Source organism: Actinoallomurus sp. CA-150999 (assembly GCF_050942425.1).
Lineage (GTDB): Bacteria > Actinomycetota > Actinomycetes > Streptosporangiales > Streptosporangiaceae > Actinoallomurus.
Genome location: NZ_CP192063.1, coordinates 9,283,001 through 9,307,730 on the forward strand (window position 1 = coordinate 9,283,001; position 24,730 = coordinate 9,307,730).

At 69.8% G+C, this 24,730-nt stretch carries 23 protein-coding genes; 12 read left to right on the top strand and 11 right to left on the bottom strand.

What is annotated here, in order from left to right:
- Positions 1 to 38: 38 nt before the first annotated feature.
- Positions 39 to 830, bottom strand: coding sequence for a TrmB family transcriptional regulator (locus ACQP2O_RS42705; RefSeq protein ID WP_433191344.1), 792 nt, complete (start codon positions 828 to 830; stop codon positions 39 to 41).
- A 217-nt stretch (positions 831 to 1,047) separates the two neighbouring features.
- Here ACQP2O_RS42705 and ACQP2O_RS42710 point away from each other — a divergent pair, with 217 nt between their 5' ends.
- The 6 genes from ACQP2O_RS42710 (at position 1,048) to ACQP2O_RS42735 (ending at position 7,418) form a co-directional block, all read left to right on the top strand.
- A complete protein-coding gene (locus ACQP2O_RS42710; RefSeq protein WP_433174923.1) occupies positions 1,048 to 3,039 on the top strand; it encodes a putative Ig domain-containing protein in 1,992 nt (663 codons plus the stop codon).
- Positions 3,040 to 3,548: 509 nt separating this feature from the next.
- Entirely contained in the window at positions 3,549 to 4,496 is a 948-nt protein-coding gene (locus ACQP2O_RS42715; protein WP_433174924.1) for a metal ABC transporter substrate-binding protein, read from the top strand.
- 2 nt (positions 4,497 to 4,498) lie between these two features.
- Complete coding sequence (locus ACQP2O_RS42720) at positions 4,499 to 5,266, top strand: metal ABC transporter ATP-binding protein (protein WP_433174925.1); 768 nt, start codon at positions 4,499 to 4,501, stop codon at positions 5,264 to 5,266.
- Between the two features lie 9 nt (positions 5,267 to 5,275).
- Entirely contained in the window at positions 5,276 to 6,142 is an 867-nt protein-coding gene (locus tag ACQP2O_RS42725) for a metal ABC transporter permease (protein ID WP_433174926.1), read from the top strand.
- On the top strand, positions 6,139 to 7,041 hold the full coding sequence (locus ACQP2O_RS42730) for a metal ABC transporter permease (RefSeq protein ID WP_433174927.1): 903 nt from the start codon (positions 6,139 to 6,141) through the stop codon (positions 7,039 to 7,041). The genes ACQP2O_RS42725 and ACQP2O_RS42730 overlap by 4 nt, the downstream gene beginning before the upstream one ends.
- Complete coding sequence (locus tag ACQP2O_RS42735) at positions 7,032 to 7,418, top strand: SCO5389 family protein (RefSeq protein ID WP_433174928.1); 387 nt, start codon at positions 7,032 to 7,034, stop codon at positions 7,416 to 7,418. Before ACQP2O_RS42730 ends, ACQP2O_RS42735 begins: the two co-directional genes overlap by 10 nt.
- Before the next feature lie 61 nt (positions 7,419 to 7,479).
- Here ACQP2O_RS42735 and ACQP2O_RS42740 read toward each other — a convergent pair whose 3' ends face one another.
- From ACQP2O_RS42740 to ACQP2O_RS42760, 5 genes are all read right to left on the bottom strand, one after another.
- The gene (locus tag ACQP2O_RS42740; RefSeq protein ID WP_433174929.1) at positions 7,480 to 8,271 is read right to left on the bottom strand and encodes a polysaccharide deacetylase family protein; all 792 of its coding nucleotides are present in this window, start codon (positions 8,269 to 8,271) and stop codon (positions 7,480 to 7,482) included.
- Between the two features lie 167 nt (positions 8,272 to 8,438).
- Positions 8,439 to 9,308: an LLM class F420-dependent oxidoreductase gene (locus ACQP2O_RS42745; RefSeq protein ID WP_433174930.1), complete on the bottom strand. Its 870-nt coding sequence runs from the start codon at positions 9,306 to 9,308 to the stop codon at positions 8,439 to 8,441.
- 78 nt (positions 9,309 to 9,386) lie between these two features.
- Complete coding sequence (locus tag ACQP2O_RS42750) at positions 9,387 to 11,228, bottom strand: glycoside hydrolase family 76 protein (RefSeq protein WP_433174931.1); 1,842 nt, start codon at positions 11,226 to 11,228, stop codon at positions 9,387 to 9,389.
- 93 nt (positions 11,229 to 11,321) lie between these two features.
- Complete coding sequence (locus ACQP2O_RS42755; protein WP_433174932.1) at positions 11,322 to 13,253, bottom strand: arabinofuranosidase catalytic domain-containing protein; 1,932 nt, start codon at positions 13,251 to 13,253, stop codon at positions 11,322 to 11,324.
- A gap of 158 nt (positions 13,254 to 13,411) precedes the next feature.
- Positions 13,412 to 14,263 carry a helix-turn-helix transcriptional regulator gene (locus ACQP2O_RS42760; RefSeq protein WP_433174934.1) on the bottom strand — a complete coding sequence of 284 codons (852 nt, stop codon included), beginning with the start codon at positions 14,261 to 14,263 and terminating at the stop codon, positions 13,412 to 13,414.
- Between the two features lie 100 nt (positions 14,264 to 14,363).
- Between ACQP2O_RS42760 and ACQP2O_RS42765 the strand changes: the two genes are divergently transcribed.
- Complete coding sequence (locus tag ACQP2O_RS42765) at positions 14,364 to 15,128, top strand: SDR family oxidoreductase (RefSeq protein ID WP_433174935.1); 765 nt, start codon at positions 14,364 to 14,366, stop codon at positions 15,126 to 15,128.
- Between the two features lie 126 nt (positions 15,129 to 15,254).
- Positions 15,255 to 16,454 carry an alpha/beta hydrolase family protein gene (locus ACQP2O_RS42770; protein ID WP_433174936.1) on the top strand — a complete coding sequence of 400 codons (1,200 nt, stop codon included), beginning with the start codon at positions 15,255 to 15,257 and terminating at the stop codon, positions 16,452 to 16,454.
- A gap of 19 nt (positions 16,455 to 16,473) precedes the next feature.
- Here the strand turns inward: ACQP2O_RS42770 and ACQP2O_RS42775 are convergent, their stop codons facing one another.
- Entirely contained in the window at positions 16,474 to 18,660 is a 2,187-nt protein-coding gene (locus ACQP2O_RS42775) for a serine/threonine-protein kinase (RefSeq protein ID WP_433174937.1), read from the bottom strand.
- A gap of 164 nt (positions 18,661 to 18,824) precedes the next feature.
- The gene (locus ACQP2O_RS42780; RefSeq protein ID WP_433174938.1) at positions 18,825 to 20,873 is read right to left on the bottom strand and encodes a WD40 repeat domain-containing serine/threonine protein kinase; all 2,049 of its coding nucleotides are present in this window, start codon (positions 20,871 to 20,873) and stop codon (positions 18,825 to 18,827) included.
- A 248-nt stretch (positions 20,874 to 21,121) separates the two neighbouring features.
- Here ACQP2O_RS42780 and ACQP2O_RS42785 point away from each other — a divergent pair, with 248 nt between their 5' ends.
- The 4 genes from ACQP2O_RS42785 to ACQP2O_RS42800 all read left to right on the top strand — a co-directional run bounded on the left by ACQP2O_RS42785 (position 21,122) and on the right by ACQP2O_RS42800 (position 23,105).
- Positions 21,122 to 21,568, top strand: coding sequence for a hypothetical protein (locus ACQP2O_RS42785; protein ID WP_433174939.1), 447 nt, complete (start codon positions 21,122 to 21,124; stop codon positions 21,566 to 21,568).
- A gap of 7 nt (positions 21,569 to 21,575) precedes the next feature.
- Positions 21,576 to 22,133, top strand: coding sequence for a hypothetical protein (locus ACQP2O_RS42790; RefSeq protein WP_433174940.1), 558 nt, complete (start codon positions 21,576 to 21,578; stop codon positions 22,131 to 22,133).
- Between the two features lie 81 nt (positions 22,134 to 22,214).
- Complete coding sequence (locus ACQP2O_RS42795; RefSeq protein ID WP_433174941.1) at positions 22,215 to 22,610, top strand: MmcQ/YjbR family DNA-binding protein; 396 nt, start codon at positions 22,215 to 22,217, stop codon at positions 22,608 to 22,610.
- A gap of 84 nt (positions 22,611 to 22,694) precedes the next feature.
- A complete protein-coding gene (locus tag ACQP2O_RS42800) occupies positions 22,695 to 23,105 on the top strand; it encodes a hypothetical protein (protein WP_433174942.1) in 411 nt (136 codons plus the stop codon).
- 21 nt (positions 23,106 to 23,126) lie between these two features.
- Here ACQP2O_RS42800 and ACQP2O_RS42805 read toward each other — a convergent pair whose 3' ends face one another.
- The 3 genes from ACQP2O_RS42805 to ACQP2O_RS42815 form a co-directional block, all read right to left on the bottom strand.
- A complete protein-coding gene (locus ACQP2O_RS42805) occupies positions 23,127 to 23,579 on the bottom strand; it encodes an SRPBCC family protein (protein WP_433174943.1) in 453 nt (150 codons plus the stop codon).
- Positions 23,580 to 23,867: 288 nt separating this feature from the next.
- A complete protein-coding gene (locus ACQP2O_RS42810) occupies positions 23,868 to 24,401 on the bottom strand; it encodes a hypothetical protein (RefSeq protein ID WP_433174944.1) in 534 nt (177 codons plus the stop codon).
- Positions 24,401 to 24,646 (bottom strand): hypothetical protein, encoded by a 246-nt coding sequence (locus ACQP2O_RS42815; RefSeq protein ID WP_433174945.1) that lies wholly within the window; start codon positions 24,644 to 24,646, stop codon positions 24,401 to 24,403. The genes ACQP2O_RS42810 and ACQP2O_RS42815 overlap by 1 nt, the downstream gene beginning before the upstream one ends.
- Positions 24,647 to 24,730 lie beyond the last annotated feature (84 nt).

Here is a 24,730-nt window from a genome sequence, read left to right on the forward strand (position 1 = left end):
CACCAGATGATCATCCACTGACCGGACCGTCATCGCGCTCAGGTGACCGGGTCGGCGCCGGTCCAGATCGTCTCGAAGGCGTACGTGAGGCACTGTGCCAGGGAGGCGTGCTCGATCACGATGTTGGTGGTGGAGCCGGACCCCGCCACCGGGTCGCGCAGCGACATCACCACCCGGACGCCGTCCACGATCCACATGCGCATGGGCAGGTTGGCGGCCACCCGCGCCTCCTCCCCAGCGGCGGTGTAGCGCCGGATGTCGGCGAGGAGAGCCGGGTCGTCGAGGGCGGCGCGTTCGTAGACGCACCGGACGCGTCCGCCTGATCGCGTCAGTCGCCGGATCGTGGTGGCGCCGGCGGTGTTGTCGTCGAGCAGGTACGGGAGTTTGGCGACCGCGAGGATCTCCTGTCGGGCATCGGCCTGGATCTCGCCGATTCGTTCGCCCAGCACCTCACGGCCGCGCAGCACCTCGACGTAGTCCAGGGGGTCGCTCTCCTGCCTGCCACGGGACCAGACGGGCGCCAGTGACTCGACGAGCCGTACCGTGGCCTGTTCCAGACGGTCGATCTCCGCCCGGCGGGCGGCCATGAGGCGCTCGACCGCCGAGGCCGGCTCGACCGCGGTGTATCGGGTGGTGCCTCCCGGCAGTACCCGGACCAGTCCGCGCTCGGTCAGCCCTGCGAGCACGTCGTAGATGCGCTGGCGGGGCACTCCCGATTCGCGTGCGAGTTGCGCCGCCGTGTAGCGGTCTCGGGCGAGAAGCGCGAGATAGGCACGCGCTTCATATCCGGTCAGCCCCAAGTCGATGAATTGCTGGGACAGATCTCCCATCTCCGCCACGCCTCCCACGCTACCGGGCGTGTCCGCGCCACCCCGCTCGGTCCCAAAAAGTCCGGAACCGGACACCCTGGGTCAAAAGAAAGTAAAGGAACATTGACCGCCTTATATCCGGATCTTACGTTGCGCGCAACACCACTAGCCGTGGTGTCAACGGCCGGAGAACGGTCGACCCCGCCGTATCCGGCCTCCCGCCAGAAAGGGAGCAAGGATGTCACCCCCATCCACCCGTGTTCGTCTGCGACGCCTCGGCCTCACCCTCGTGGCCGCACTCGCCCTGCCCGTCGCCCTGCTGACCACCACCGCACCGGCGCACGCCTCCGCGGCCCCCTCCGTCGCCCGGCCCGCCGCCGCACCGCACCTGTCCGCGCCGGTCAAGCGGGCGTGTGCGACCCCGACCCGTCACGGCCAGATGGCCTGCCTGTCGCTCGTACGCACCGACGTGACCGCGCGCAAGGGGATCCAGCCGAACCTCGCACCCTCCGGGCTCGGCGCCTCCGACCTGCAGAGCGCGTACGCCCTGCCGTCCTCATCCGCCGGATCGGGTCAGACCGTCGCCATCGTCGACGCCTACGACGATCCCAACGCCGAGTCCGACCTGGCCACCTACCGCTCCCAGTACGGCCTGTCCGCCTGCACGACCGCGAACGGCTGTTTCAAGAAGGTCAACGAGACCGGCGGCAGCACCCCGCCCACCGCCGACTCCGGCTGGGGCGAAGAGGAGTCCCTCGACCTCGACATGGTCTCCGCGGCCTGCCCGAACTGCCACATCCTGCTCGTCGAGGCCAGCCAGCCGTCCACCGACGACCTCGGCACGGCGGTCAACACCGCGGTCTCCCTCGGCGCCAAGTACGTGTCGAACAGCTACGGCGGCTCGGAGGACTCCAGCGACACGAGCACCGACTCCACGTACTTCAACCACCCGGGTGTCGCGATCACCGTGTCCTCGGGTGACAGCGGGTACGGGGTCGAGTATCCGGCGGCGTCGCAGTACGTCACCGCGGTCGGCGGGACCTCGCTGTCCAAGGCCTCGAACTCGCGCGGCTGGAGCGAGTCGGCCTGGTCCGGTGCGGGATCCGGCTGCTCCTCCTACGACCCGAAGCCGTCCTGGCAGAAGGACTCGGGCTGCTCCAAGCGGTCGGTGGCCGACGTCTCCGCCGTCGCCGACCCGAACACCGGCCTCGCGGTCTACGACACCTACGGGACGGGCGGATGGCTGGTCGTCGGCGGCACCAGCGCGTCGTCGCCGCTCATCGCCGGCGTGTACGCCCTGGCGGGCCCGCCCGCGTCCGGGGCCTACCCGGCGTCCTACCCGTACGCTCACACCGGTTCGCTCAACGACGTCACCTCCGGCAGCAACGGGTCGTGCAGCCCTTCGTACCTGTGCACGGCCGGTTCCGGGTACGACGGCCCGACCGGGCTCGGCACCCCGAACGGGGTGACGGCGTTCGGCAGCGGCTCCAGCGGCGGCAACACCGTCACGGTGACCAACCCGGGCAGCCAGACCGGCACGGTCGGCACGGCGGTCAGCCTGCAGATCAACGCGACGGACTCCACCTCGGGCCAGACGCTGACCTACAGCGCGACGGGCCTGCCCGCCGGGCTGTCGATCAACTCCTCGACCGGCCTGATCTCCGGCACGCCCACCACCGCGGGCACCTCGAACGTCACCATCAGCGCCAAGGACTCCACGGGAGCCTCCGGGTCGGCGTCGTTCACGTGGACCGTGAACTCGGTCGGCGGTGGCTGCTCCTCGCCGGGTAACAAGGTGAGCAACGGTGGCTTCGAGTCCGGCACCACACCGTGGACCACGACCTCCGGCGTCGTCTCTTCCAACGGCAGCGGTGAGACCGCCCACTCCGGCAGCTACTTCGCCTGGCTCGACGGATACGGCACCACCCACACCGACAGCGCCACCCAGTCCGTGACCATCCCGTCCGGGTGCAAGGCCTCGCTCAGCTTCTGGCTGCACATCGACACCAGCGAGACCGGCAGCACCGTCTACGACAAGCTGACCGTCAAGATCGGCAGCACCACGCTCGCCACCTACAGCAACGCCAACGCCGCCAGCGGATACGTGCAGAAGACCTTCGACGTGTCGTCCTACGCAGGACAGACGGTGACGCTATCGTTCAGCGGCACCGAGGACTCGGCACTGCAGACGAGCTTCGTACTCGACGACGTCGCCATCAACGCATCCTGACCGTGATCCACCGGGGCCCCGCGCGTTCTCACGCGCGGGGCCCTTCGCCGTCTGCCGCCGACGCGCTCGCCACAGCGACGCCGCTCGGCGCGGACGTCCTGGGCACTGCGGCATGCCGATAGACGAGCCTCCGCCGGAACGGTCGCCTCTCGTCGACCCCCCAGGCCGTCACCTCCGGTCCGCGGGCACGGACCGCACACGCCGTACACCTCGGCCTGACGCCGGTCGACTTCGACGTCGGCCTCGGCCGTGATCCGCTCTGACGACCGGCCTTCCATCGCCTCCAGCGCCTGACGCCTGCGCCGCGTCGGCGACGGCCCGGCCGCGTACGGCCGCACGGCGATCTCCTCGATGCTCCCATCACGCGATCGTCGCCCGGGGTGTGCCGGGCCATACGGGTCGACCGTACTGACATCTATCGATATTGACAATCATTCCCGTTAAGGCGAACATGACATCCGTTTTCATTTACATGAGATTCGAGCCCGGCCCGAGGAGACACGTTGCGCATGAGAACCCGGCAGCTGGCGGCACCTGTTCTGGCGGCCCTGCTGGCCACGACCGCGGCCTGCGGCGGTTCCAGTTCCGCGAGCGACGCCGGCGGCTCGGCGAGCGGCGGCGGGAAGCTGAAGGTCGTGGCCACGACCACGCAGGTCGCCGACTTCGCCCGGAACATCGGCGGCGACAAGGTCACCGTCACCCAGATCCTCAAACCCAACGTCGACCCCCATGACTACGAGCCCTCCCCCGCCGACGTCCAGGCCATCGCGGAGGCGGACGTGGTGGTGGAGAACGGCGTCGGTCTGGAGCGGTGGCTGAACCAGACGATCACGTCCGCGGGGTTCCACGGCACCCTCGTCGACACCAGCAAAGGCGTCGCCGTCCGCAAGGGCAACGGGACCGACGAAGAGGCCGCCGGCGACCCCCACATCTGGCACAACCCCAAGAACGCCGAGATCATGAGCCGCAACATCGCCACCGCGCTGGAGACCAAAGACCCGGCCGACAAGGCGACGTACGAGGCGAACCTCACCTCTTACACCACCAAGCTGGACCAGATGGACTCCTGGATCGCCGGGCAGATCGGCACGATCCCCGCCGATCAGCGCAAGCTGGTCACCAACCACGACGCGTTCGGCTACTACATCGACCGCTACCACCTGACGTTCGTCGGCTCGATCATCCCGAGCTTCGACACCTCCGCCGAACTGTCCGGCAAGCAGCTGGGCACCCTGGTCTCCAAGATCAAGGCGACCGGCGTGAAGGCGATCTTCTCCGAGTCCTCCCTTCCGCCCAAGACCGCCGAGGCCATCGGTAAGCAGGCCGGGGTGAAGGTCGAGTCCGGCGAGGACTCCCTGTACGGAGACACCCTCGGACCGGCCGGCTCAGCCGGGGCCACCTACCTCGCCATGGAGCGGCACAACACCACCACCATCGTCACCGCGCTGAAGGGCTGACCGTGGAACCCGACATCCCGCCGCCGGCGCTCGACCTGGACGAGGTCACCGTCGCGTACGGTCCGGCCCTCGCGCTGGAGAACATCGACGGCATGGTCGCCCCTGGCGAGGCCGTCGCTCTGATCGGCCCGAACGGCGCCGGCAAGTCCACCCTCATCAAGGCGATCCTGGGACTCGTCCCGCTCGCCGGGGGACGGATCACCGTCCTCGGCACGACGCCGGCGCAGGCCCGCCGCGACGTCGCGTACGTCCCCCAGGCCGACACCTTGGACCCGGAATTCCCGATCTCGGTCGGCCAGGTGGTCCTCATGGGCCGCTACCGGCGGATCGGATGGCTGCGCCGTCCCAAGGCCGCCGACAAGGAGGCCGCCCGCCGGGCCCTGGAGCAGGTCGGCCTGGCCGACCGCGCGCGGCATCGCTTCGGCACGCTGTCCGGGGGGCAGCGCCAGCGCGTGCTGCTGGCCCGCGCCATCGCCGCCGAACCACGCCTGCTCCTGCTGGACGAGCCGTTCAACGGCGTCGACGCCGTCAGCGAACAGGCGCTGCTCGACGCCATCGCGCTGTTGAAGCGGGACGGCACCGCGGTGGTCGTCTCCACCCACGACCTCGCGCTCGCCCACCTCGCCTGTGAGGAGGTCTGCCTGCTCAACCGCCGGCAGTACGGCTTCGGCCCCACGGACGTGACCCTCACGCCCGACCGGCTGCGCGCCACCTACGGCGGGCACGCCCTGGAACTACGCGGCGACCGCGTCATCGTCGCCCACTCCTGAGGCCGGGCCATGGAGCAGATCTTCATCGAACCCTTTCGGTTCCCGTTCATGGCGCGAGCCCTCGCCGAGCTGGTGATCCTCGGAGCGCTGGCCGGGACCGTCGGCGTGCTCATCCTGCTGCGCCGCCTGGCGTTCATGACCGACGCCCTGACCCACACCGTCTTCCCCGGCGTCGTCATCGGCTATCTCCTCGGCGGCGAAGGCGGCGTCTTCTGGGGCGCGCTGCCGGCCGCGGCCGCGACCGCGGTCCTCCTCACCCTCCTGACCCGGCATCGGGCCGTCACCGAGGACGCCGCCCTCGCGGTGCTGCTGACCACCTTCTTCGCCATCGGCGTCGTCCTCGTCTCCCGCGAGTCGGGGTACACGGCCGACCTGACGGTGTTCTTGTTCGGCCGAATCCTCGCCGTCACGCCCCAGCAGCTCGCCGAGACCCTCGCGGTCACCGCCCTGGTCATCGCCGCGCTGATCCTCCTGCGACGGCCGCTGATCGCCCGCGCCTTCGATCCGGAGGGCGCCCAGGCGGCCGGGTACCGGCTCGGTCTCCTCGATCTGGTCACGAACGCCATCGTCGCGCTCGTCGTGGTCGCCGCCGTACGCGCCGTCGGGACCGTCCTGGTCATCGCACTGCTCATCGTCCCCGCCGCCGTGGCCCGCGTGGTGTCCGACCGGCTCGCGCTGATCGTGCCGATCGCCGCCGCCCTCGGAGCCCTGGCCGGCTGGGCGGGCCTGGCGATCAGCTACGACGCCTCGGTCCACCACGGGCTGCGGCTGGCCTCCGGCGGCACCGTCGTCCTCGTGCTCATCACCTGCTACGTCGGCGCGCTCGCCTCTGGGGAGATCCGGCGAGGGCTGCGCCCCGCGCGGAGGCCCGCATGACCGCCGTCGACCGGGCGATCCTCGAGGCCGTGCTCCTCGGCACGGTCGGCGGCCTGATCAGTGTGCAGATCCTCCTGCGGCGGCTGCCGTTCTTCACCGTCGCGATGACCCACGCGACCTTCCCCGGCGTCGTCCTGGCCGCGATCGCCGGCGTGAACCTGTATGTCGGCGGTGGGCTGTTCGGCATACTGATCGTGCTGGGCGTCCTGGCCTTGTCCCGGAGACCGGAGCAGGACACCACCACGGCGATCGGGATCGTGCTGTCGGCCGGTTTCGCGCTCGGCGTCGTCCTGCTGTCGGCGCGCGACGGGTTCTCCAAGGACCTGACCGCCTACACCGTCGGCCAGATCCTCACCGTCGGAAACGGCGATCTGCTCGCGGTGACCCTGGTCGGTCTCATCGTCGCCGCCCTTCTCGTCGTCGCGGGCCGCCATCTCACCTTCCGCGCGTTCGATCCTGGCGGCTACGCCGCATCCGGCCGCAGCACGACCGGCATCGATATCGCCCTGCTGTTGACCGTCGAGGCCGTCATCGTCGTCGCCGTACCCGCCGTCGGCGCGATCCTGGCCGTCGCCGTGCTCGTCGCCCCGGCCGCCATCGCCCGCCTGTGGACCCACGACATCAGGATGATGACCGCGATCGCGGTGGCCGCCGGCGCCGGCAGCGGACTGACCGGCGTGCTCATCTCCACCAGGTACGACGTCGCCACCGGAGGCACCATCACCGTGGTCACCGGAGCCGCCTTCGCCCTGTCCCTCGCCACGGCCGCCGCCCGGAACACGATCGCCACGCGACGACGCAGCCGCCGCACCACGGCCGGTCCGGCCACTGTGGGGCCGCCGCAGATGAAGACAACCGAGACGATCCCATCGATCCGACAGGAGAACCCATGTCGCTGACCGTGCCCCCGCAACTCCTTCAGGACGCCCAGCGCGGCGATGTCGACGACGCGGCGTTCGTCGACTGCATCCGCTCCTCCCTGCCCTACGGCTGGCAGGTCGTCACCGGCCTCGTCGAGGAACTGCGGGATGGTGGCGGCGAGTTCGCCGACAACCAGACCCCGCCGCCGGACGAGACCGCCCGCGGCCAGCTCCTGCGGATGATGGCCAGCGACGCCATGCGCGCCGCCCTCGAAGGCCACTTCGGCGTACGACTGGCCTTCCAGAACTGCCACCGGGTCGCCGTCTTCCGCCCCGGCGCCGACCGCGCGTACCGGGAGTTCGTCACCGCCCGCGCCCAGATCCTCAACCAGAAACCCGAGCTCGTCGACTGCTGAGCCATGCCGGGCTGGGCGTGTCCGGCGGCCGCTCGCACCGGACACGCTCACCGAGCAAGGGTCACAGGGCGACGAAGGTGAGGCCCCGCTGTTTCAGCGCGGGGATGACCGTCCGGAGCGCGCGGATGGTCTCGGACCGGTCGCCGCCGCCGTCGTGGCAGAGCAGGATGTCGCCCGCCTGCGCGCGCAGCAGCTTGTCCGTGATCGTCATGGTGCCGGGGCGGGCCCAGTCACGCGGGTCGACCTGCCAGTCGATGCAGATCATGGCGTGTTCGGCGGCGACGTCGATGATCTGCTGCGACCACGCGCCGCCCGGAGAGCGGAAGAACTTGGGTGCCACACCGGTGGTCTGCGCGATCCTGTCGTGCGCGCCGCCGATCTCCTCCCGGATCCGGGTCGCCGTGAGGTTGGGCAGGTTCAACGGGTGCGTCACCGTGTGGTCGGACACCTGGTGCCCGCTCGCGACGAGCCGCTGGACCAACCGCGGTTCTTCGGTGACCTGCTCCCCGATGAGCGAGAACGTCGCCGGAACGCCGAACTCGGCCAGCAGATCCAGCATCTTCGGCGTCCACACCGGATGCGGGCCGTCGTCGATGGTCAACGCCACCGCGTTCGGCGGTGCCGCCGGCTGGAGGTCGTGCAGGTTGTGGATCGGGCGGCGCAGCGCCTGCAGCGGCCGGCCGTGCGCGTAGCCGGGATCGGGCGGAGCGGTGTGGGCCGCCTTGCGTACGTGTCGTGGCGTCGTCGTCGTCGCGTCGCTGCCACGAAGGAATTCGGGCACCGCACCCGCCGCCAAGCCGACACCGGCAGCACCGATCGACAGCAACGCCTGACGCCGGTCCAGCTTCCGCATCTCATCCCCAACCGCCGATATGACCGTGATCCATCAGCTACGACTCCCCGGCCCGTCGAGATGTTCGGGGCGTGCGAAACGTATGGCGTGCGGTAACGGAACGGTTCGACCGCACGCCGAGCACCGAGGCGAGCGGATGAGCACGCACGCCTCGATCGCATGCCCGCTTATCGGCCGGGAGTGATCCAGTGGTCGGCGAGGTCGGCGACCCAACGGGTGGCCGCGTCCGGTGTCGCCGGCGGTGCCGCGGCGACGACCAGTTCGGTCACGCCGATCTCGGCCAGGCCGGGTAGCAGGTCGGGGCTGCCGTCGCTCAGCGCGACGGCGATGGTCAGCTCCGCCGGCGAGCGGCCCTGACGCGCGCATTCCGCCACGAGAGCGGTGACGCGCTCCTCGACGGCGGCGGCCGGGAGGTTGAACCCGTACCACCCGTCTCCGAGCGTGGCGACCCGGCGCAGTGCCGCATCGCTGTTCCCACCCACCACGACCCGCATCCGCCGGCCGTACGCCGGCTTGGGATTGACCCGGATCGCGTCGAAGCGAACGAACTCCCCGTCGAACGAGGCCACGCGGTTCGACCACAGGGCGCGCATCGCGGCGACGTACTCCGCCGTGCGCCGGGTGCGGTCGGCGAAGGGGACGCCGAGCGCGGCGAACTCCTCGGCCGACCAGCCGACGCCGATCCCGAGGGTGAGCCTCCCGCCGGAGAGCACGTCCAGCGTCGCGGCCTGCTTGGCCACCACGACCGGGTTGTGCTCGGGCAGCAGCAGCACGCCCGTGGCCAGCCCGATCGTGGTGGTCACGGCCGCCGCGAAAGTCAGGGTGAGGAACGGGTCCAGCCAGTCCGCGTCGGCGGGGACGGCGATCCGCCCGTCGGCGGAGTAGGGGTAGCGGGACGCCGGCGCGTCGACCAGTACCACGTGCTCACCCGACCACAACCTCGCGAAGCCGTGAGCCTCGGCGGCTTCCGCCACCGCCCGTACGATCTCCGGGCGGGCGCCGTCCCCGACGCCCAGCGCGTGCAACCCCACCTGCATGTCCGAGACGGTGGCCGACCGCCGGGCGAAACTCAAGGACCCGGCGGTCGGCGCGCCCCATCCGGCGGGGTCGGCTTATCAGCTCGCGGCGTCGAGCGCGCCGAGGCCACTGGCCTGCGTGCGCCAGTCGAACACGTTGGGGCTGCCGCCCGCCCAGCGCTGGCCGAGCCGGTTGAGCGCGTCGCGGTCGTGGGCCCAGATCGAGTCCGCCTGCCGCTGGGCGAAGGACCGGTACGCGGGCGCTCCGGTGGCCGCCGCGAGGTCGGCCAGGTAACGGCTGAAGATGCCCTTGAACTGCTTCTGGTTGTCGTCACACGTGCTCTGGCCGACGTCGCACGACTCGGCCAGTATCCCGTCGCGCGTGAGACCCGTGATCGCCGCGTCCGCGAGCCGTCGTGCCGCGTCGAGCAGTGTGGCGTCGCCGGTGGCGCGCCACGCCTCGACCAGGCCGCCGATGGCCAGACCCTGGTTGTACGTCCAGACCGTCTGGCCGTTGTTGTGGCAGTCCTGGGTGAGGCCGTCGTTGACGAGGTTCGCGGAGTTGATCAGGCCGCTGTTCAGGTACCAGGTCGCGGCCGTTCGGGTGCGCTGCAGCCAGACCGTGTCGCCGGGGGTCCGGCGGTGGATCGACGCGGCGAGCCGCAGGTACAGGCCGCTCGTCACCGCGTTCTTGTACGTGCGCTCGCGGTCCCACCACACCCCGCCGCCGCAGGTGCTCGGATCCCAGTACTGCTGCACGTAGTCCGCGATCGTGGTGGCCATCGTCAGGTACCGCTGGTCGCCGGTGTGGTCGTACGCCGCCACCCACGCGAGACCCCACCAGGCGCTGTCGTCGATGGCGCGGCTGATGAAGTTCCCCTCGACCGGGTCGGAGCTGCGCTGCCCGGCCGGGAACACGCCCTTGTTCTGGTCGAACGTGCGGGCGATCACCCAGTCGTACTGGCGGTCGCCGTGGTCGATGAGCGCGGTGAGCGTGGCGGCCGAGTTCCACCAGCTGCTGGGCCACCAGCCGGTGTAGGGGTCGTAGGAGTACATCAGCGCGTCGGCGGCCGCCGACGCGCGGGACGGTGCGGGCCGGGCCCATGCGGTGCAGCTGCCGTTCTGCCCGGTCACCGCTCGGCCGCACGCTCGGACGGCTCCGCCGTAGAGGCGGCCACGCGGGTCGCGGGTGGCGAACATCGTCGTACGGGTGGCGGTCGCGCCGCCGGGGACCGAGACGCGGCCGAGCGAGGAGCCGTCGGGCCACGTGGCGCCGCCGTCCCACGAACGGTCGAGCCACACCTCGTCGCCTGCGGCACCCGCCTCGATGCCGGCCCACGCCATCCCGTTCTGGTCGACGTGCAGGCGGATCACGCGGCCGGAGAGCGTGGTCGCCGGGACGGGCTCGGTGTCGCCGTTCGCCTGGCCGGCGTCGGTACGGTCGCAGCGGACGTCGCAGACCGTCGGGTAGACCCAGTCCGTGCACGCGACCGCGTTGGCGTCACCGCAGGCCCGGATGAGGCCGCGGCGGTGGTTCCGCGGATCGGAGATGTTGTACATGAGCGTTCGCGTGCCGGTCCACGTGCTCGGGATGCTCGCCTTGCCGAGCAGGCCCTCCCACGTGTTCCCGCCGTCCCAGGACCGGTCGAGCCACACGGCGTCGCCGGTGGTGCCGTTGTCGATGCTGCCCCACGCCATTCCGTCCGCGCCGGAGACATGGAGCACGAGCTTGCGGCCGTTGATGTTCTTTTCCGGGACGGGGAACGTCTCCTGCCCGGCCTTCGACGGGTCGAGCGTGTCGCAGGACAGGAAGCACACCGCCGCCTGGGGTGCGGTGTCCGCCGACGCGACGCCTGTTCTCGGCGCGACACCGAGCAGGACGAGTCCGGCGATGACGGCGGCAGCGGTACGGGCGGGGAGGATACGTCGCTGTACTCGCATGGGGAGCTCCAGCCGAAGGTGCCGTGGGGGTGCTGCAGGACAAGCGGGTGGCGAGGCCCGCCAGATCGGCGGGCCTCGCCGAGGGTGGGTCGGCTAGCTCAGGGCGAATTTCTGCGCCGGGGAGCCGTTGCAGTCGTAGATCTGCAGCCGCGTACCGTTCGCGGTCGCCCCGCTCGGCGAATCCAGACAGCGCCCGGACTGCGGATTACGCAGCGAACCGTCGGACTGCTGCTGCCAGACCTGAGCACCCCCACCATTGCAGTCCCACAACTGCACCTGCGTACCGTTCGCCGTGCCGTTACCGGTGACGTCGAGGCAGCGGCCGAGGGTGCGCAGGGCGCCGTTGGACAGGTGTACCCAGTGCTGGTCCACGGCGTAGGACTGGCAGTCCCAGAGGTTGATCGCGGCGCTGTCGACGCCCGTGTCGTCGCCGAGAACGTCGACGCATTTCCCGCCGGGGCCGAGGGTCACGCCACCGCCGTTGACCGCGAACTTCTGCGCCGGGGAGCCGTTGCAGTCATAGATCTGCAGCCGCGTGCCGTTCGCCGTCGCCCCACTCGGCGAATCCAGGCAACGCCCGGACTGCGGATTACGCAACGAACCGTCGGACTGCTGCTGCCAGACCTGAGCACCCCCACCATTGCAGTCCCACAACTGCACCTGCGCGCCATTCGCCGTACCGTTACCGGTGACGTCCAGGCAGCGGCCGAGCGTGCGCAGCGAGTCGTCGGCGAAGTGTTCCCAGTGCTGATCCTCGGCGTAGGACTGGCAGTCCCAGAGATTGACGGCAGTGTTATTGACGCCGGTGTCGTCCCCGATGACGTCGACGCATTTGCCGCCCGGGCCGGTGATCGTGTCCTGCGGGCCGTTCGGCACGTTGGTCTGCCCGGAGTAGCCGACCGAGACGACATTGGCCTGCACGGCGTTGTCGGCGGCGTCGGTCGGGTAGCCGGAGGTCATCACGCCTTCGAAGAAGGTGCCCATGTTCCAGTTACTGTTGTCCCCGCCCGTGCCCAGGATGATCGAGCCCTCCTGGTGCATCGGGATGTAGCCGCCGCGGTTCGGCAGCGCGCCGTTCCACCACGTCGACAGGCCGCCGGACTGCGCGTTGCCGCCTTTGAGGGCGTAGGTGGTCTGGCCGTTGTTCTTCAGCAGCGCCGTGACGTAGGTGCTGTTGTTGCCCTGGTTCGCGGTGTTGGAGCCGTTGGCGCCCTGGAACATGCCGTTCTCCAGGTCCGCCTCCACCCACGGTCCCGAGCCCGTACACGGCGTGAAATAGCAGGTGGTCGCGATGCTCACGGCGTCCATGTGGCCGTTGCCGGTGTCGGACGGGACCGCCTCGGCGTTGCCGTAGTCGAAGCAGCACGCGGATCCGACGTGCGTGCCGCTCGCGACCATGTACATGCCCTCGGGCTGCCCGTTCTGCGCGACGCCGGACGCGACGGCGTGCCGGTAGCCGTGCTGCGGGGAGATCCAGACGCCGTACGCCTTGTGCCCGCCGGCGGTGACGGCGATCTCGCTCGCGTCCGCGGGGTAGTCGGCGCCGGTGCCGGCCGTGCCCGCCGGGGACGGCGTCAGGTCGTTGTGGCGGGACGTCTGGTCGTAGATCTTCGTGATGCCGCACGTCGTGCCGTTGCAGAACGCGTCGTGATCGGCCGCGTCGGCGTAGCCGCCCGCAGAGAGCACGTCCACGTCATGCGTGGCGTGGTCGGACGCACGGGTCAACTGGTAGAGAGGGCCCGCGTACGCGCCGAACAGGGCTCGTACGGTGCTGTGCGCGGCGACGCAGGGCGTACCCGCGGCGCCGTAGATGTCGCACGGCAGGGAGGCGGCGGCCTGCGCCGTACCGGTCAGGCCGAAGAGGCCGACGATGAGGGCCGCGATCGCGCCGATGACGGACGCCGCGCGCCGGATGGGCCGGACCCTGGCGGCGGGTGCGTACGGCTCATTCTCGATCGGCGCTGTCGGTGGTGCGGCTCGGCGGGCGGTGGCAGTCACGCGTAGGGCGGGGCGATGTCTGCGCATGGCGATGGCTCCAGGGGCGGAGGACGTCTGCGGTGGCCGGCGGGCACAGACGTGATGGCGGGGTGACATCGCGATGTTGAAATGACAGTAAACAGTCTTATCGGTTAGCGTCAATACGCTCGCGAACTTGTTGGAATCGGCGAGCTGCGGTGTTCGTTTTAGTTTGTTTCGGCGTCGGTGAAACGCTGTCGCCCCAGCACCGCGAGCAGTTGCAGCTTCTCGTGGCCCTCGGTGTTCGGAGCGGCGGTGAGCACGAGCAGCGCCTGCGACTGGTCCTCGGTGAACAACGCCTGGCAGTCCACCTCGATCGCGCCGAGTTCGGGATGGATGAGCGTCTTGTGGTCCTCGAAGCGGTTCGCCACCTCGTGCCGATCCCACAGCTCGGCGAACTCCGCACTCGCCTTCTGCAGCGCCCGTACGAGCTCGCCCGCGCGCGACTGCGGGCCCATCGACCCGTAGGCGGCACGCAGCTGCGCGACCTGGGCGCGGCCCTGCCGGTCGCGGTCGGCCTCGAGATAGCGCAGCCGCTCGGTGGGGTCGGTGAACCACCGGTAGGTGCCGCTGCGGGCGAGGCCCGTGTGGCCCGACTCGTCGCCGAACAGTGCCGCGGCCATCCGGTTCTGCACGAGCGTCTCGCTCAGGTTGGACAGGATGAGCGCCGGGGTGTCGTCGAGGCGGTCCAGCACCCGCAGCAGGGCAGGGGCGACATGCGGCGTGGTCGACACCGAGTCCGGGACGCCCCGCCCGGCCACCCGGAACAGATAGGCGCGCTCGTCGTCCGTCAGCCGAAGCGCCCGGGCCAGCGACGCGAGCATCTGCTCGCTCGGCTGCGGGCTACGCTGCTGTTCGAGCCGCGTGTAATAGTCGGTCGACATCACGGCGAGGGCCGCGACCTCCTCGCGACGCAGTCCGGGGGCGCGGCGGCGCGCGCCCGGAGGCAGCCCCACGTCCTCGGGCCGCAGCGCCTCCCGGCGACGGCGCAGGAAGTCTGCCAGTGATGCACGATCCATATGTCCATTATCGGCCGGTGTCCCAGGCGAGCCAGGGACCGCCGGTCCCCCGATGACCGCTCTCTGCCCCCTCGCGCGGCCGAGCGGTCAGACTCGAAGCATGAACATCTCCGGAAACACCGTCTTCATTCCCGGTGCCACCAGCGGCATCGGGCTCGCCCTCGCCCTGGAGCTACAGGCCAGGGGGAACACCGTCGTCGTCGGTGGCCGGCGCGTCGAGTTGCTCGAGCGGATCGCCGCGGAGCACCCCGGCATCGACACGGTGCGGATCGACACGGCGGACGCCGCGAGCATCGACTCCGCCGCGAAAGAGGTGCTGGCGAGCCATCCGGACCTCAACGTCCTGGTCACGATGGCCGGCATCATGCGCGTCGAGGACTGGCACCGGCCCGAGTCGTTCCTGGCCTCCGCCGAGTCCGTCGTGACCACCAACGTGCTCGGCCCGATCCGGCTCATCGCCGCGTTCATCGAGCACCTGCGGGCGCGGCCGGACGCCACGATCATGACCGTCTCCTCGGGTCTCGCGTTCGCGCCGCTCAAGGTGACCCCGAGTTACAACGCCTCGAAGGCCGCGATCCACATGCTCAGTGAGTCGCTCCGGCTGCAGCTCGCCGACACGACGGTGAAGATCGTGGAGCTCGAGCCCCCGGCCGTCCGCACCGCGCTGCTGCCCGGCCAGGAGGAGAGCGAGTTCGCGATGCCGCTCGACGAGTTCGTGGCGGAGGTCATCGCGCTGATCGAGGCCCAGCCCGACGCGAAGGAGATCCAGGTCGAACGGGTGAAGTTCCTGCGCTACGGCGAGGCCCGCGGCGACTACGACCAGGTCGTCGAGACGCTCAACGCCTCCGACCCGCACGGCCGATAACCGGCCCTTCAGCACCGACGCCCGACGTTCACCTCGTCGTTCCATCGCCCTCGCCGGACGTTGGTGATGGGACGGTAAAAAGACTGGTTCCGTTCACTCCAGACACACCGAGGCACCGAGACGGCAGTGAGAGTCAGCCGCATATTCGATCGTTCCGTCACCATCCTCTCCTGCTCGGGGCTGCTCGTCTTCGCCGGGCTGGCGGCGCGCACGGCCGACCATTACGCGCGCGGCGCCGTGATGTCCACCGTCCGCGTCGCGCACCTGTCCAGCGCGGAGACCGCCGACGTCCTGACGAAGGCGAAGATCACTACGCCGGTCCAGAACGGCGTCGACGCCTATCGGGTGCTCTACCGGACGGTCAACACGCGGGGCACTTCGACACCCGCGAGCGGGCTCCTCGTCCTGCCCGCCGGCAGCGCACACCGGCTGCGGCTGGTCGCGTACGAGCACGGCACGCTGACGACCCGGCGAAACGCCCCGTCCGTGGACGCCACGCAGCCGGACCGCGCGCGGGCGATCATGTTCGCGAGTGCCGGCTACGCCGTGGCGGCACCCGATTACCTGGGCCTCGGCAAGGGCGTCGGCCGTCATGCGTACGAGCATGTGTCCTCCGAGCTCAACGCGTCGGTGGACCTGCTGCGCGCGGCGCGTACGGTCGTGGGCCGGCAGCATCGCGAGTTCGACTCGAAGGTGCTCGTCACCGGCTTCGCGCAGGGCGGGCCGGCCGCGATGGCGCTGGGCGAGAAGCTCCAGGACGGTAAGGTGCAGCACTTCGGGCCGGCCGCGGTGGCGCCGGTCAGCGGGCCGTTCGATCTGGAGCACGTCCAGGTGCCGGCCGAGCTCGACGGGCGGCTCTCCCAGCGCCAGTCCGTCCTCGACCTCGCCTACTGGCTCGCGTCGACGCGCCGGGTCTACCACCTGTACCGCCGGCCCGCCGAGGCGTTCCAGGAGCCGTACGCCTCCTCGGTGACGCGGCTGTTCGACGGCCATCACGACGAGGCGACGATCGTCGCGTCCCTGCCGTCGACGCCGGAGCGGCTGCTGACGCCGGCTTTCGCCGACCGCCTCCGGCATCCGGCCGGCGGCCTGCTGCGCGCGATGAAATCGAGCGACGACACCTGCGCGTGGCGGCCCCGGGTGCCGGTACGGATCTACGCGGCGACCGGCGACCGGCGCGTGCCCATCGCCAACGCCCGCGCCTGTCAGGCGGCGTCGGGCGGCGGTCTCGTCGACCTCGGGGCGCGGATCGACCACGACGGCTCCGCCCGGCTGGCCCTCCCGCAGATCCTCACCTGGTTCCGGGAGCTCGCCCCGCCGACCTGACCGCCACAGGAGGGAACCTCTACCGGAGCCTCCACATGCGCACCGTGCCGTCGGCGCTTCCCGCCACCACGGCCGGGACGCCGTCGACGGTGTCGGTCGTCACCCAGATCACCGAACGCGTCGGCCCGGTGAGCGGGGGGACGATCTCTCGCCGGGTCGCCAGGTCCCACGCGTGCACGGTGTCGCCCTCTCCGGTGAGCACCACGACACGTCCGTTCACGTTCACCGTGGCCATCGCGGTGACCGCGCTGGGCCGGTCCGGGAACGCGGGCCCCTTCGCCTGCCAGGTGACGAGGTCCGACACCCGCATGGTCCGGTCGGCGTCGGCCGAGACGACGACGAGCCTGCCGTTCAGCGGGGCCGCGGCCACCGAGGTCAGCGCCGCGGTGTGGCCCATGAAGCCCATGCCGATCTCCGCGCCTGAGGCGATGTACCAGGCGCGGACCATCTTGCCGGCGCAGCCCGCCACGACGACGGGGTCACCGTTCAACGTGGTGGTGGTGACCGACGTGACCGGGCTCTTGTGGCCGAGGATCGGCGGCCCGATCTGGTGGCCGGTGGCCATGTCCCAGCGGCGCACGGACCAGTCCGCGCTTCCGGAGACGACCACGGAGCGGCCGCCCACGGTCGCGGTGGCCAGGGATGTGATCGTGTCCGTGTCGCCGGTGAAGGGGGTGCCGACCTCACGCCCCGCGGCGATGTCCCACACCCTGATCGTGTGGTCGGCGCCACCGGAGACGACGACCGGCCCGGCGTTCAGCGTGCCGACGGCGAGCGCGGTGACCTTGCCCTGGTGACCGGTGAGCGGCGCGCCGATCTGCCGGCCGGTCGACCGGTCGAACACACGCAGGTCGCCGTCCGGTCCGCCGGCGACGAGAACCGGCTTGCCGTTCAGGGTCGACTCCGCGACCGCGGAAACGGATCCGGCCGCGCCGAGGGTCAGCGGCCGTGCCAGCGGTGCGCCGACGGCCGGAAGGTCCCTCGGGTGTCCGGGACTCGGCGCGGTCCGCGTGTGCTGAGCCGTGTCCATTGCCCGCTCGGACGGCCACAGGACGAAGAGGAGCCCGGCCGCGATCGCCAGTACGGCGCCGGACGCCGCGATGCCCAACGGAAGTGCCCGGCGCCGCGGTCGCCGGATCCACGCCTCCTCGCCCGGTACGGGCTTGCCGAGGTCGGGCAGGGCGGCGGGCGCGGGGCGCTCCGTCGCGGCCGCGGCAGGCACCGGGCGACCCGGCGCGGCCGCAGCGGGTGCGGGGCGCTCCGTCGCGGTCGCGGCGACCTCGCCGGCGGCGCCGGTGCGGGCGGACGCCGCCGGCACCGGCCGCTGGGTCCGTACGGCGCCGGTCGGTGCGACGCCGTCACGAGCCGGCCGATCGCCGGCCGGCCCGGCGTGGGCGGGGGTGTCCAGTCTCGTCAGCGCGGATACCAGATCAGCGGCGCTCGGCCGCTGGTCGGGACGCTTGTCCAGGCAGGCGGAGAGCAGCGGTACGAGTTGTTCGGGAACGCCGGACAGAGCAGGCTCGTCATTGGCGATGCGCCAGAGCACTGCGGGCACGTGGTCGTCCCCGAACGCCGGTCGCCCGGTGGCGGCGAACACCATGGTCCCCGACCAGGCGAACACGTCGGAGGCGGGCACGGCGTCCTGGCCTGCGATCTGCTCCGGCGCAACGTAGGCGGGCGCGCCGACGACGCCGGAGCCCGTCGCCGAGGCCCCGAGGGCACGGGCAAGCCCGAAATCGATCATTCTGGGACCATCGCTGCCGAGCAGCACATTGTGCGGCTTGAAAGCACGGTGCACGACGCCCGCCCGGTGGATCGCGGCCAGCCCGGCCGCGGTGCCGGCCGCGAGACGAATGATCGCGCCGAGGTCGCGGGGACCGCTTCGGGCGACCACCGCGTGCAACGACTCCCCTGGTACGTACTCGCTCACGATGTAGGGAACGTCAAGATCGAATCCCACATCGAGGACACGAGCGATGGCGAACTCGGCCACCTGGCCGGCGATGCTCATCTCCTCGACGAACCGCCGCCGCGCCGCGTTGTCCCCGACCAGCCAGCGATGCAGAACCTTCACCGCGACGGTCTGCCCGGACGGGTTCGTGCCGCAGTAGACGGCTCCTTGGCTCCCCCCACCGAGGTAGCCCGTGAGCCGGTACGAGCCCACCCGTTTAGGCTCGTCCTCGCGGAGTGAGCGCGGTTCCGGCATGACGCTCCCTGACACGGTCGCGCACCGCTCACCGCGGTGCGGCACACATTGGACATTTGACCGTACGCATGGGAGGTCGGAAAGGGTTCAATCATTTGTTGGCCGGATCCAGCCGACGGTACGCTCCACGGCGCGACGCCAGCGGGCGAGCACCCGGTGGCCCCTCAGATCTGCCAGAGACGGACGGTGCGGTCGGTGCTGCCGCTGGCGAGGAGTTTGCCGTCAGGGCTGAATGCCACCGAGGTGACGGCGTCGCGATGCCCGGTGAACGGGGCACCGATGAGTTGGTGTTTGCGGGTATCCCACATCAGGATGCTCCCGTTGCTGGTACCAACCGCCAATCTCTTGCCATCAGGGTGGAACGCGATCGCGTTGACCGGACCAGTGGTGTGCAATGGCGGGGGAACGCTCTTTTCGCCGTCCCATAGCGAGACCAGGCCAGGAGTGGCGCCGATCGCTATGAGGTTCGATGACACCGCCAGGCCGTTGACCGAACTGATGTCGTCGACGGTCAGCACACCGGGGTCCGCCTGAGGTTTCGCGGTCCGCCAGAAGCCCACGGTGTTGTCGGCGTAAGCGGTCATCAGCACCGTACCGTCCGGTCCGAAGGTCACAAAGTTCACCGTTGCCGGACGTTTCCGCAGTGTCGCTGTGCCTTCTCCGCTCGCCGCGTTCCACAGCCGACCGGTCTGATCGGTGCTGCCGCTGGCGAGGGAACCCCCATCGGGGGAGAAGGCGACAGAGGTGACAGTGCCGACATGGCCGGTGAGAACCGTTCTGGTGCTCCTGCTCGGCAAATCCCAGAGCCGGATGGTCCGGTCAGCGCTGCCACTGGCGAGGGTCTTCCAATCGGGGCTGAACGCCACGGACATGACGGCAGCGGTATGGCCGGTGAGGGAGGCCCTGGTCTTTCTGCTTGCCATGTCCCACAACCGGATGGTGTGGTCGGCGCCGGCGCTGGCGAGCGTCTTACCGTCCAGGCTGAACCCGACCGAGTTCACCGCACCCTTATGACCGGTCAGAACGTTCGGATCGGCTGGAATGGCGGCCCCGCCGCCGGACCCTCGCCGATCGTCGAGGTTCGCGATGGCCACCGGAATGGCGATGGCCGCGGCCGCAGCCGTACCGAGTCCGGCCAGCAGCACGGTACGGCGCCGGACGCTGTATTGCGCGTGGGGGGACCTCGGTGGCTGGGTACCACTCGCCGGTGAAACCGGAGGCCCGGTGTCCCACGACGGCGCGGCAGACTCCGGGCTCTTGAAAGCCTGAATGTCATCGGGCGGCGCCAGTGTCGAATGATGGTGCTTCGGTCCGGACTCGGCGGGATCGCCAACGGTCGACACGTCGGCCTCAGGGACCCTTGCGTGAACCAGGTCCGCGATAAGGCGAGGCGGCCAGCTGCGGCTCGTGTCGGCCGTTGCGAGCCGCTCGAGGAGTCCGATGACCGCGACCCGATCGGCGGGGTCCTTCTGCAGGCAGTCGCTGATCAGGCCGTGCAGCGACTCGGGCACGTCGGTGAGGTCAGGTTCTTCGCTCATGATGCGGTACAGGACAGAGGCATCCGATCCGCCGAACGGACCGTTGCCGGTGGCCGCGAAGCAGAGCACGGAGCCGAGCGAGAAGACGTCACTCGGGGGCCCGACGAGTTGTCCCCTGGCCTGCTCCGGAGACATGTAGGGGATGGTTCCGAGTAGCGCGCCGTCGGTGGTCATGGCCTTGGTGTCGAGGGCGCGGGCGATGCCGAAGTCGATGATGCGAGGCCCGTCCGCCGCCAGGATCACGTTCGCCGGCTTCAGGTCACGATGCACCAGCCCACAGTCATGGATGGCGGCCAACCCCTCGGCCAAACACGCACCCAGCGTCTGAACGGTCTCCGCGGGCAGCGGGCCGACGGTACGGACGGCCTTGTGCAGCGACGGGCCGTCCACGTAGGCGGTGACCATCCAGGGCGGATCCTCATCAGACCCGTCGTCGATGACCTGCGCGGTGTAATACCCGCCCACCCGCCGCGCGGCCTTGACCTCCCGTGAGAACCGCCGGCGGAACACCGCGTCGTCCGCGTACGGAACACGAATCAGCTTCACCGCGACCTTGCGACCCCCGGGAGACCGGCCGAGGTATACCTGGCCCATACCACCTTGGCCGAGGCGACCAAGCAGCCGATAGCTGCCGATCTCAATGGGGTCACCAGGCTGCAAAGGATCCAGATCCACTACGGCCTGTCCTCAAGACGTAGAAGCAATCGTCGGTCCATCGTTTTCCGTTCCGACCGTGAGTCCGAACCCGCTGGGCGTCGGCAACGTAACGCCACCCGTTCGGGACCGGTCCCGCACGTTCCGGCCGATACTCATGCGCAGACGACGCTCAGGAACGTTCGTGAAAGCACCGATAGGCAGATAGAGCAGTTCGGAGGTGACGCGGAGTGCGCCCCACCGCCCGTACAAGGGCACCACGACCGCTCGTGACCGTGGCAGCCGCAATGCTGGCACTGGCCGGCTGCGGGCAGGGCGACGAAGCCTCGCCGCGGCCCCCTTCCCCGAGCGCATCCTCGTCGCCGGGCTCACCCGCGCTGCCGACCCCGGCGGACGGCTCTAATCTCGCCGCCTGTCGCACCGGCCGTTGTGAGGTTGGGGTCAGCGCGTCGATGAAGATTCCAGTGCCGCGCAGGCTGGAGGTCGACTCGGTGCAGGTGCAATCGGTCGGCACAGACACCGTCACCATTGTCGGACGCTATCTCGGGGACCGGACGGGCGGATTCTGCACCGGCGTCAAGTGCAGTTCGGCCGGTTCAGGGAAGGAGTTCCGACTCACTCTGGGCCCCAACAGCACGGGCAGCGCGAACAACCTGAGCATCACAGCGGTGGCCATCAATGGCGGTGTCGCCGTGCTACGGCTCGGTCCGGTCTAATCCTCGGATGGGATATTCGGTGCGCGCGACGATGCCGTGTGTCGGGCTGCTCGTCGCGGCGATCACCTCGTGCGGGTCACACACGCCGTCCGCGAAGCCGACGTCCCTGGGAAGCCCGCAGGAGATCGTCGCGCGAAGCGCGACCGCGCTCAGTCACATCCGGCAGGTCACGGTCTCCTGGGACTACCAGGGTTACAAGGGCACCGCGTCCAGTGGCCGCCTCGTGGTCACCCCGACAGGGTCGCGCCCGATCGGCAGGCACCTCCCACGGGAAGCTCCGCCCCCGCATGCCACGCTCGGCGAACTCGTCAAAGCCGTGCAGAGCGTCACCGATTTCGGGTGCCCACCCCTGGCCAACGCGCACGCGCATTTGACCCGAGGCTCGGACACGACTCTCCACGGAACCCGGGTCGTTCAGCTCACCACCGGAATCAACGGCGAGGTCGTGCTGATCGCGAATCTGAACCCACCGGCCTTGCCGCAAGAGGTCGACCTGTGCGGCACCGGGCCGTTCCAGGCCGAAGCAGGAGACACCAGAATCGTCTTCGCCGACTACCACCCGTGAAGACCCACGTCGCCCCAGTTCGCGGTCGGTAGGACCGATAGCCTGCACATGTGCAGAAGGCGGTGTCCGGGAGTGACCACGATGGCTGACGCCGATGACGTCCGCCGGTTGGCGCTCGCGCTCCCTCACGTGGTGGAGATCGACAGCGACGGCTTCGATTTCCGGGTCGCCGACAAAGGGTTCGTCTGGTCGTACCCCGAGCGCAGACCGGGAAAGCCGCGCGTCATCCGGATCGACATCGCCGTGCTGTACGTCGGCGACGAGGCGGAGAAGCAGGCGTTGCTGCTCGGTGAGCCGGAGCTCTTCTTCACCACACCCTCCTACGACGGGATGCCTCTGGTCATGCTGTGGCTGGAGAAGGTGGACCTCGACCGGCTGGAAGAGCTCGTCACCGACGCCTGGCGTATGCGTGCGCCGGATACGCTCGTCGACGATCTGGACGCCGCGACCGATTCGCCCATCCCAGGTCCAGGCTGAGCGGAGCCGACGGCAGGCGGGTGCCGATGAAAGGATCCGGTCATGGGCGCTGCAAGGCACGCGATAGTGGTCTCCCTGACCACGATGGCGCGCAGCGCCGACCACCGGGACCGGGCGGATGCGGGTCGCGCCCTGGCCGTCTTCGCCGACCTGCGGCAGGCTTGTGAACCGCTCGTTGCGCTTGTGCTCGACCCTCACGACACGTTCGTGACCTGGGCGACGGCGGTCGCCTTGCTTCGTCGGCAGGACAAGGTCGGGTATGCCGTGATCTCCCGCGCGCTCGCCGTCGCCGACGACAACACGTCCGACTGGATCCACACCGCGATTCGGGAGGTCTTCGCTGTGTACGGTCGTGAACGAGACGCCGCCGTACGAGAGTGTCGCGCTCTGCTCGACGATGCCGACGGACATGTCAGGGCGGGGGCGCGTCTGCTCACGACCGCGCTGAACGCTCTCTCTCCCATCCTGCTTCCGCTGGAACCAGAAGCGATCTAGTCAGGCCGGCGCCGGCAGGGCTCAGTGCTCGACGGCGTGCGCCAGCGCGTCCAGCGTCCGTTCCATCGTCCATCGATTGCGAACTGAGCGCCGCCCCAGGCCGGTAGTGACCACCGAGGTCACCTTGTAGAACAAGCTGCGCTGATCGAGAGTCCGCTCGGTGACCTCGCACCCGCCGTCGCGCGGCGCGATCTCGAACTCCCACGTCGCAACCGGCCTACCGGCCGCCTTGACGGTGAACGCGAAACGCTTTCCGCGGTCGGCCACGGTGACCGTACAGATCGTGCTCCACTTCACCCAAGGACGCCGGTTGTCCCCACGGAACGTCGATCCGACCGCGCCCGGCTCGCCGCTCAGCCATTCGGCTCCAGTCGACTCAGGGCTCCACTCGCCCATCCGGGTCACGTCGGCGATCAGCTCGTACACATCCTGGGGATCGGCGCCCATCATGCGCCGAACCTCGACCGTAGCCACGAAACGTACTCCTAAGCACTTGCTTCGGCCTGACGTCCACCTTTCAGTACGGCATACGACACGATCGCCGAAGCGGTTCAGCCACACGACCACACCCATGCCGCCAACGTCCGCGAGTTGGCTGGACTCTCTTCGAGGCCGGCCTGTCCGTCCACCGAAATGCTGTGACGACCGCGGGCCGCCTTTCCATCGCACAGGCCGACACGCGCCCAAGATAGTCGGCGGCTTGACCGGCAGCCCGGCCCGTCCCAGGTGGGTCCTCATCGCGGCAGAAGAGGCTGTTCAACGTTAAACCGCTACCAGCTTCACCAGGGCTTCGCGCTTGCCTGACGGGGCGTCACGTAGCACCTGTCGAGCACGCAGAAGGGCATCCACATCGGCGGCGGCGGCGGCGACCTCCGCCGCAACCGAGTCAATCTTCCCTAGTCCGGCATCAGCCAGCCAGCGAGACACCTTTGCCCAGGAGTACAGCTTGACGCGGCTGCCGCGGTGAATGGCTGGAGCGGGAAAACCTCCCGGTCCGCGTTCACCGGTCGTCCAGTGCCCAACCGCCGGGGCGGACCTGCCGGTCTTCTCGGCGATGTCGTCGATGGTGACCAGGTCCTCCATGACGCCGATCACCGACAGTCCACCGCGCTCGCTGTCGTCGATCGCTGACAGGATTGCCTCGGTCGCATTGCGCGCCTCACGCGAGAACATGATGGTGCCACCCCGCTCGTCGCCGGAGAGCTGACCGTCACCGCAACGCGAGTACAGCCGCTCTGCGGCCTCCTCAAGGTCGCCGACCGGCCCGATCTCAAGCTCAAACCAGTACGTGCTCATCAGTCCTCCTCTTCCTGTCGTGCGATCGCCTTGGCGTCATGCTGCCGCATCCGCCTCCGGATCTTCTGTGCCTCGTGTTCGTCGACGTCGGGAGTTCCGTTGATTGAGAATGGAGGAGTGCAGCAGCCGGGGCCGCCAGGGCAGGATGCTCTCGCATAGGCGTGAGCTCGTCCGCTGGTGTAGGTGACCTTCCACCCGGCGTCCTCCAACTCCTTGATGGCCGCCCGCGTATGCTTGCCTGGCATGTAGTCATAGTACTACCCATGTATGACTACATTAACACCCTGTGGTAGCGGAGCCCAAGCGACTCAGCGCCGACCTACGGAACC

Coding starts and splice junctions, on each gene's coding strand:
- ACQP2O_RS42705 (WP_433191344.1), bottom strand. CDS start 830: ATGGGAGATCTGTCCCAGCAATTCATCGACTTGGGGCTGACCGGATAT.
- ACQP2O_RS42710 (WP_433174923.1), top strand. CDS start 1,048: ATGTCACCCCCATCCACCCGTGTTCGTCTGCGACGCCTCGGCCTCACC.
- ACQP2O_RS42715 (WP_433174924.1), top strand. CDS start 3,549: ATGAGAACCCGGCAGCTGGCGGCACCTGTTCTGGCGGCCCTGCTGGCC.
- ACQP2O_RS42725 (WP_433174926.1), top strand. CDS start 5,276: ATGGAGCAGATCTTCATCGAACCCTTTCGGTTCCCGTTCATGGCGCGA.
- ACQP2O_RS42730 (WP_433174927.1), top strand. CDS start 6,139: ATGACCGCCGTCGACCGGGCGATCCTCGAGGCCGTGCTCCTCGGCACG.
- ACQP2O_RS42735 (WP_433174928.1), top strand. CDS start 7,032: ATGTCGCTGACCGTGCCCCCGCAACTCCTTCAGGACGCCCAGCGCGGC.
- ACQP2O_RS42740 (WP_433174929.1), bottom strand. CDS start 8,271: ATGCGGAAGCTGGACCGGCGTCAGGCGTTGCTGTCGATCGGTGCTGCC.
- ACQP2O_RS42745 (WP_433174930.1), bottom strand. CDS start 9,308: ATGCAGGTGGGGTTGCACGCGCTGGGCGTCGGGGACGGCGCCCGCCCG.
- ACQP2O_RS42750 (WP_433174931.1), bottom strand. CDS start 11,228: ATGCGAGTACAGCGACGTATCCTCCCCGCCCGTACCGCTGCCGCCGTC.
- ACQP2O_RS42755 (WP_433174932.1), bottom strand. CDS start 13,253: ATGCGCAGACATCGCCCCGCCCTACGCGTGACTGCCACCGCCCGCCGA.
- ACQP2O_RS42760 (WP_433174934.1), bottom strand. CDS start 14,263: ATGGATCGTGCATCACTGGCAGACTTCCTGCGCCGTCGCCGGGAGGCG.
- ACQP2O_RS42765 (WP_433174935.1), top strand. CDS start 14,364: ATGAACATCTCCGGAAACACCGTCTTCATTCCCGGTGCCACCAGCGGC.
- ACQP2O_RS42775 (WP_433174937.1), bottom strand. CDS start 18,660: ATGCCGGAACCGCGCTCACTCCGCGAGGACGAGCCTAAACGGGTGGGC.
- ACQP2O_RS42790 (WP_433174940.1), top strand. CDS start 21,576: ATGGGATATTCGGTGCGCGCGACGATGCCGTGTGTCGGGCTGCTCGTC.
- ACQP2O_RS42795 (WP_433174941.1), top strand. CDS start 22,215: ATGGCTGACGCCGATGACGTCCGCCGGTTGGCGCTCGCGCTCCCTCAC.
- ACQP2O_RS42800 (WP_433174942.1), top strand. CDS start 22,695: ATGGCGCGCAGCGCCGACCACCGGGACCGGGCGGATGCGGGTCGCGCC.
- ACQP2O_RS42810 (WP_433174944.1), bottom strand. CDS start 24,401: ATGAGCACGTACTGGTTTGAGCTTGAGATCGGGCCGGTCGGCGACCTT.
- ACQP2O_RS42815 (WP_433174945.1), bottom strand. CDS start 24,646: ATGCCAGGCAAGCATACGCGGGCGGCCATCAAGGAGTTGGAGGACGCC.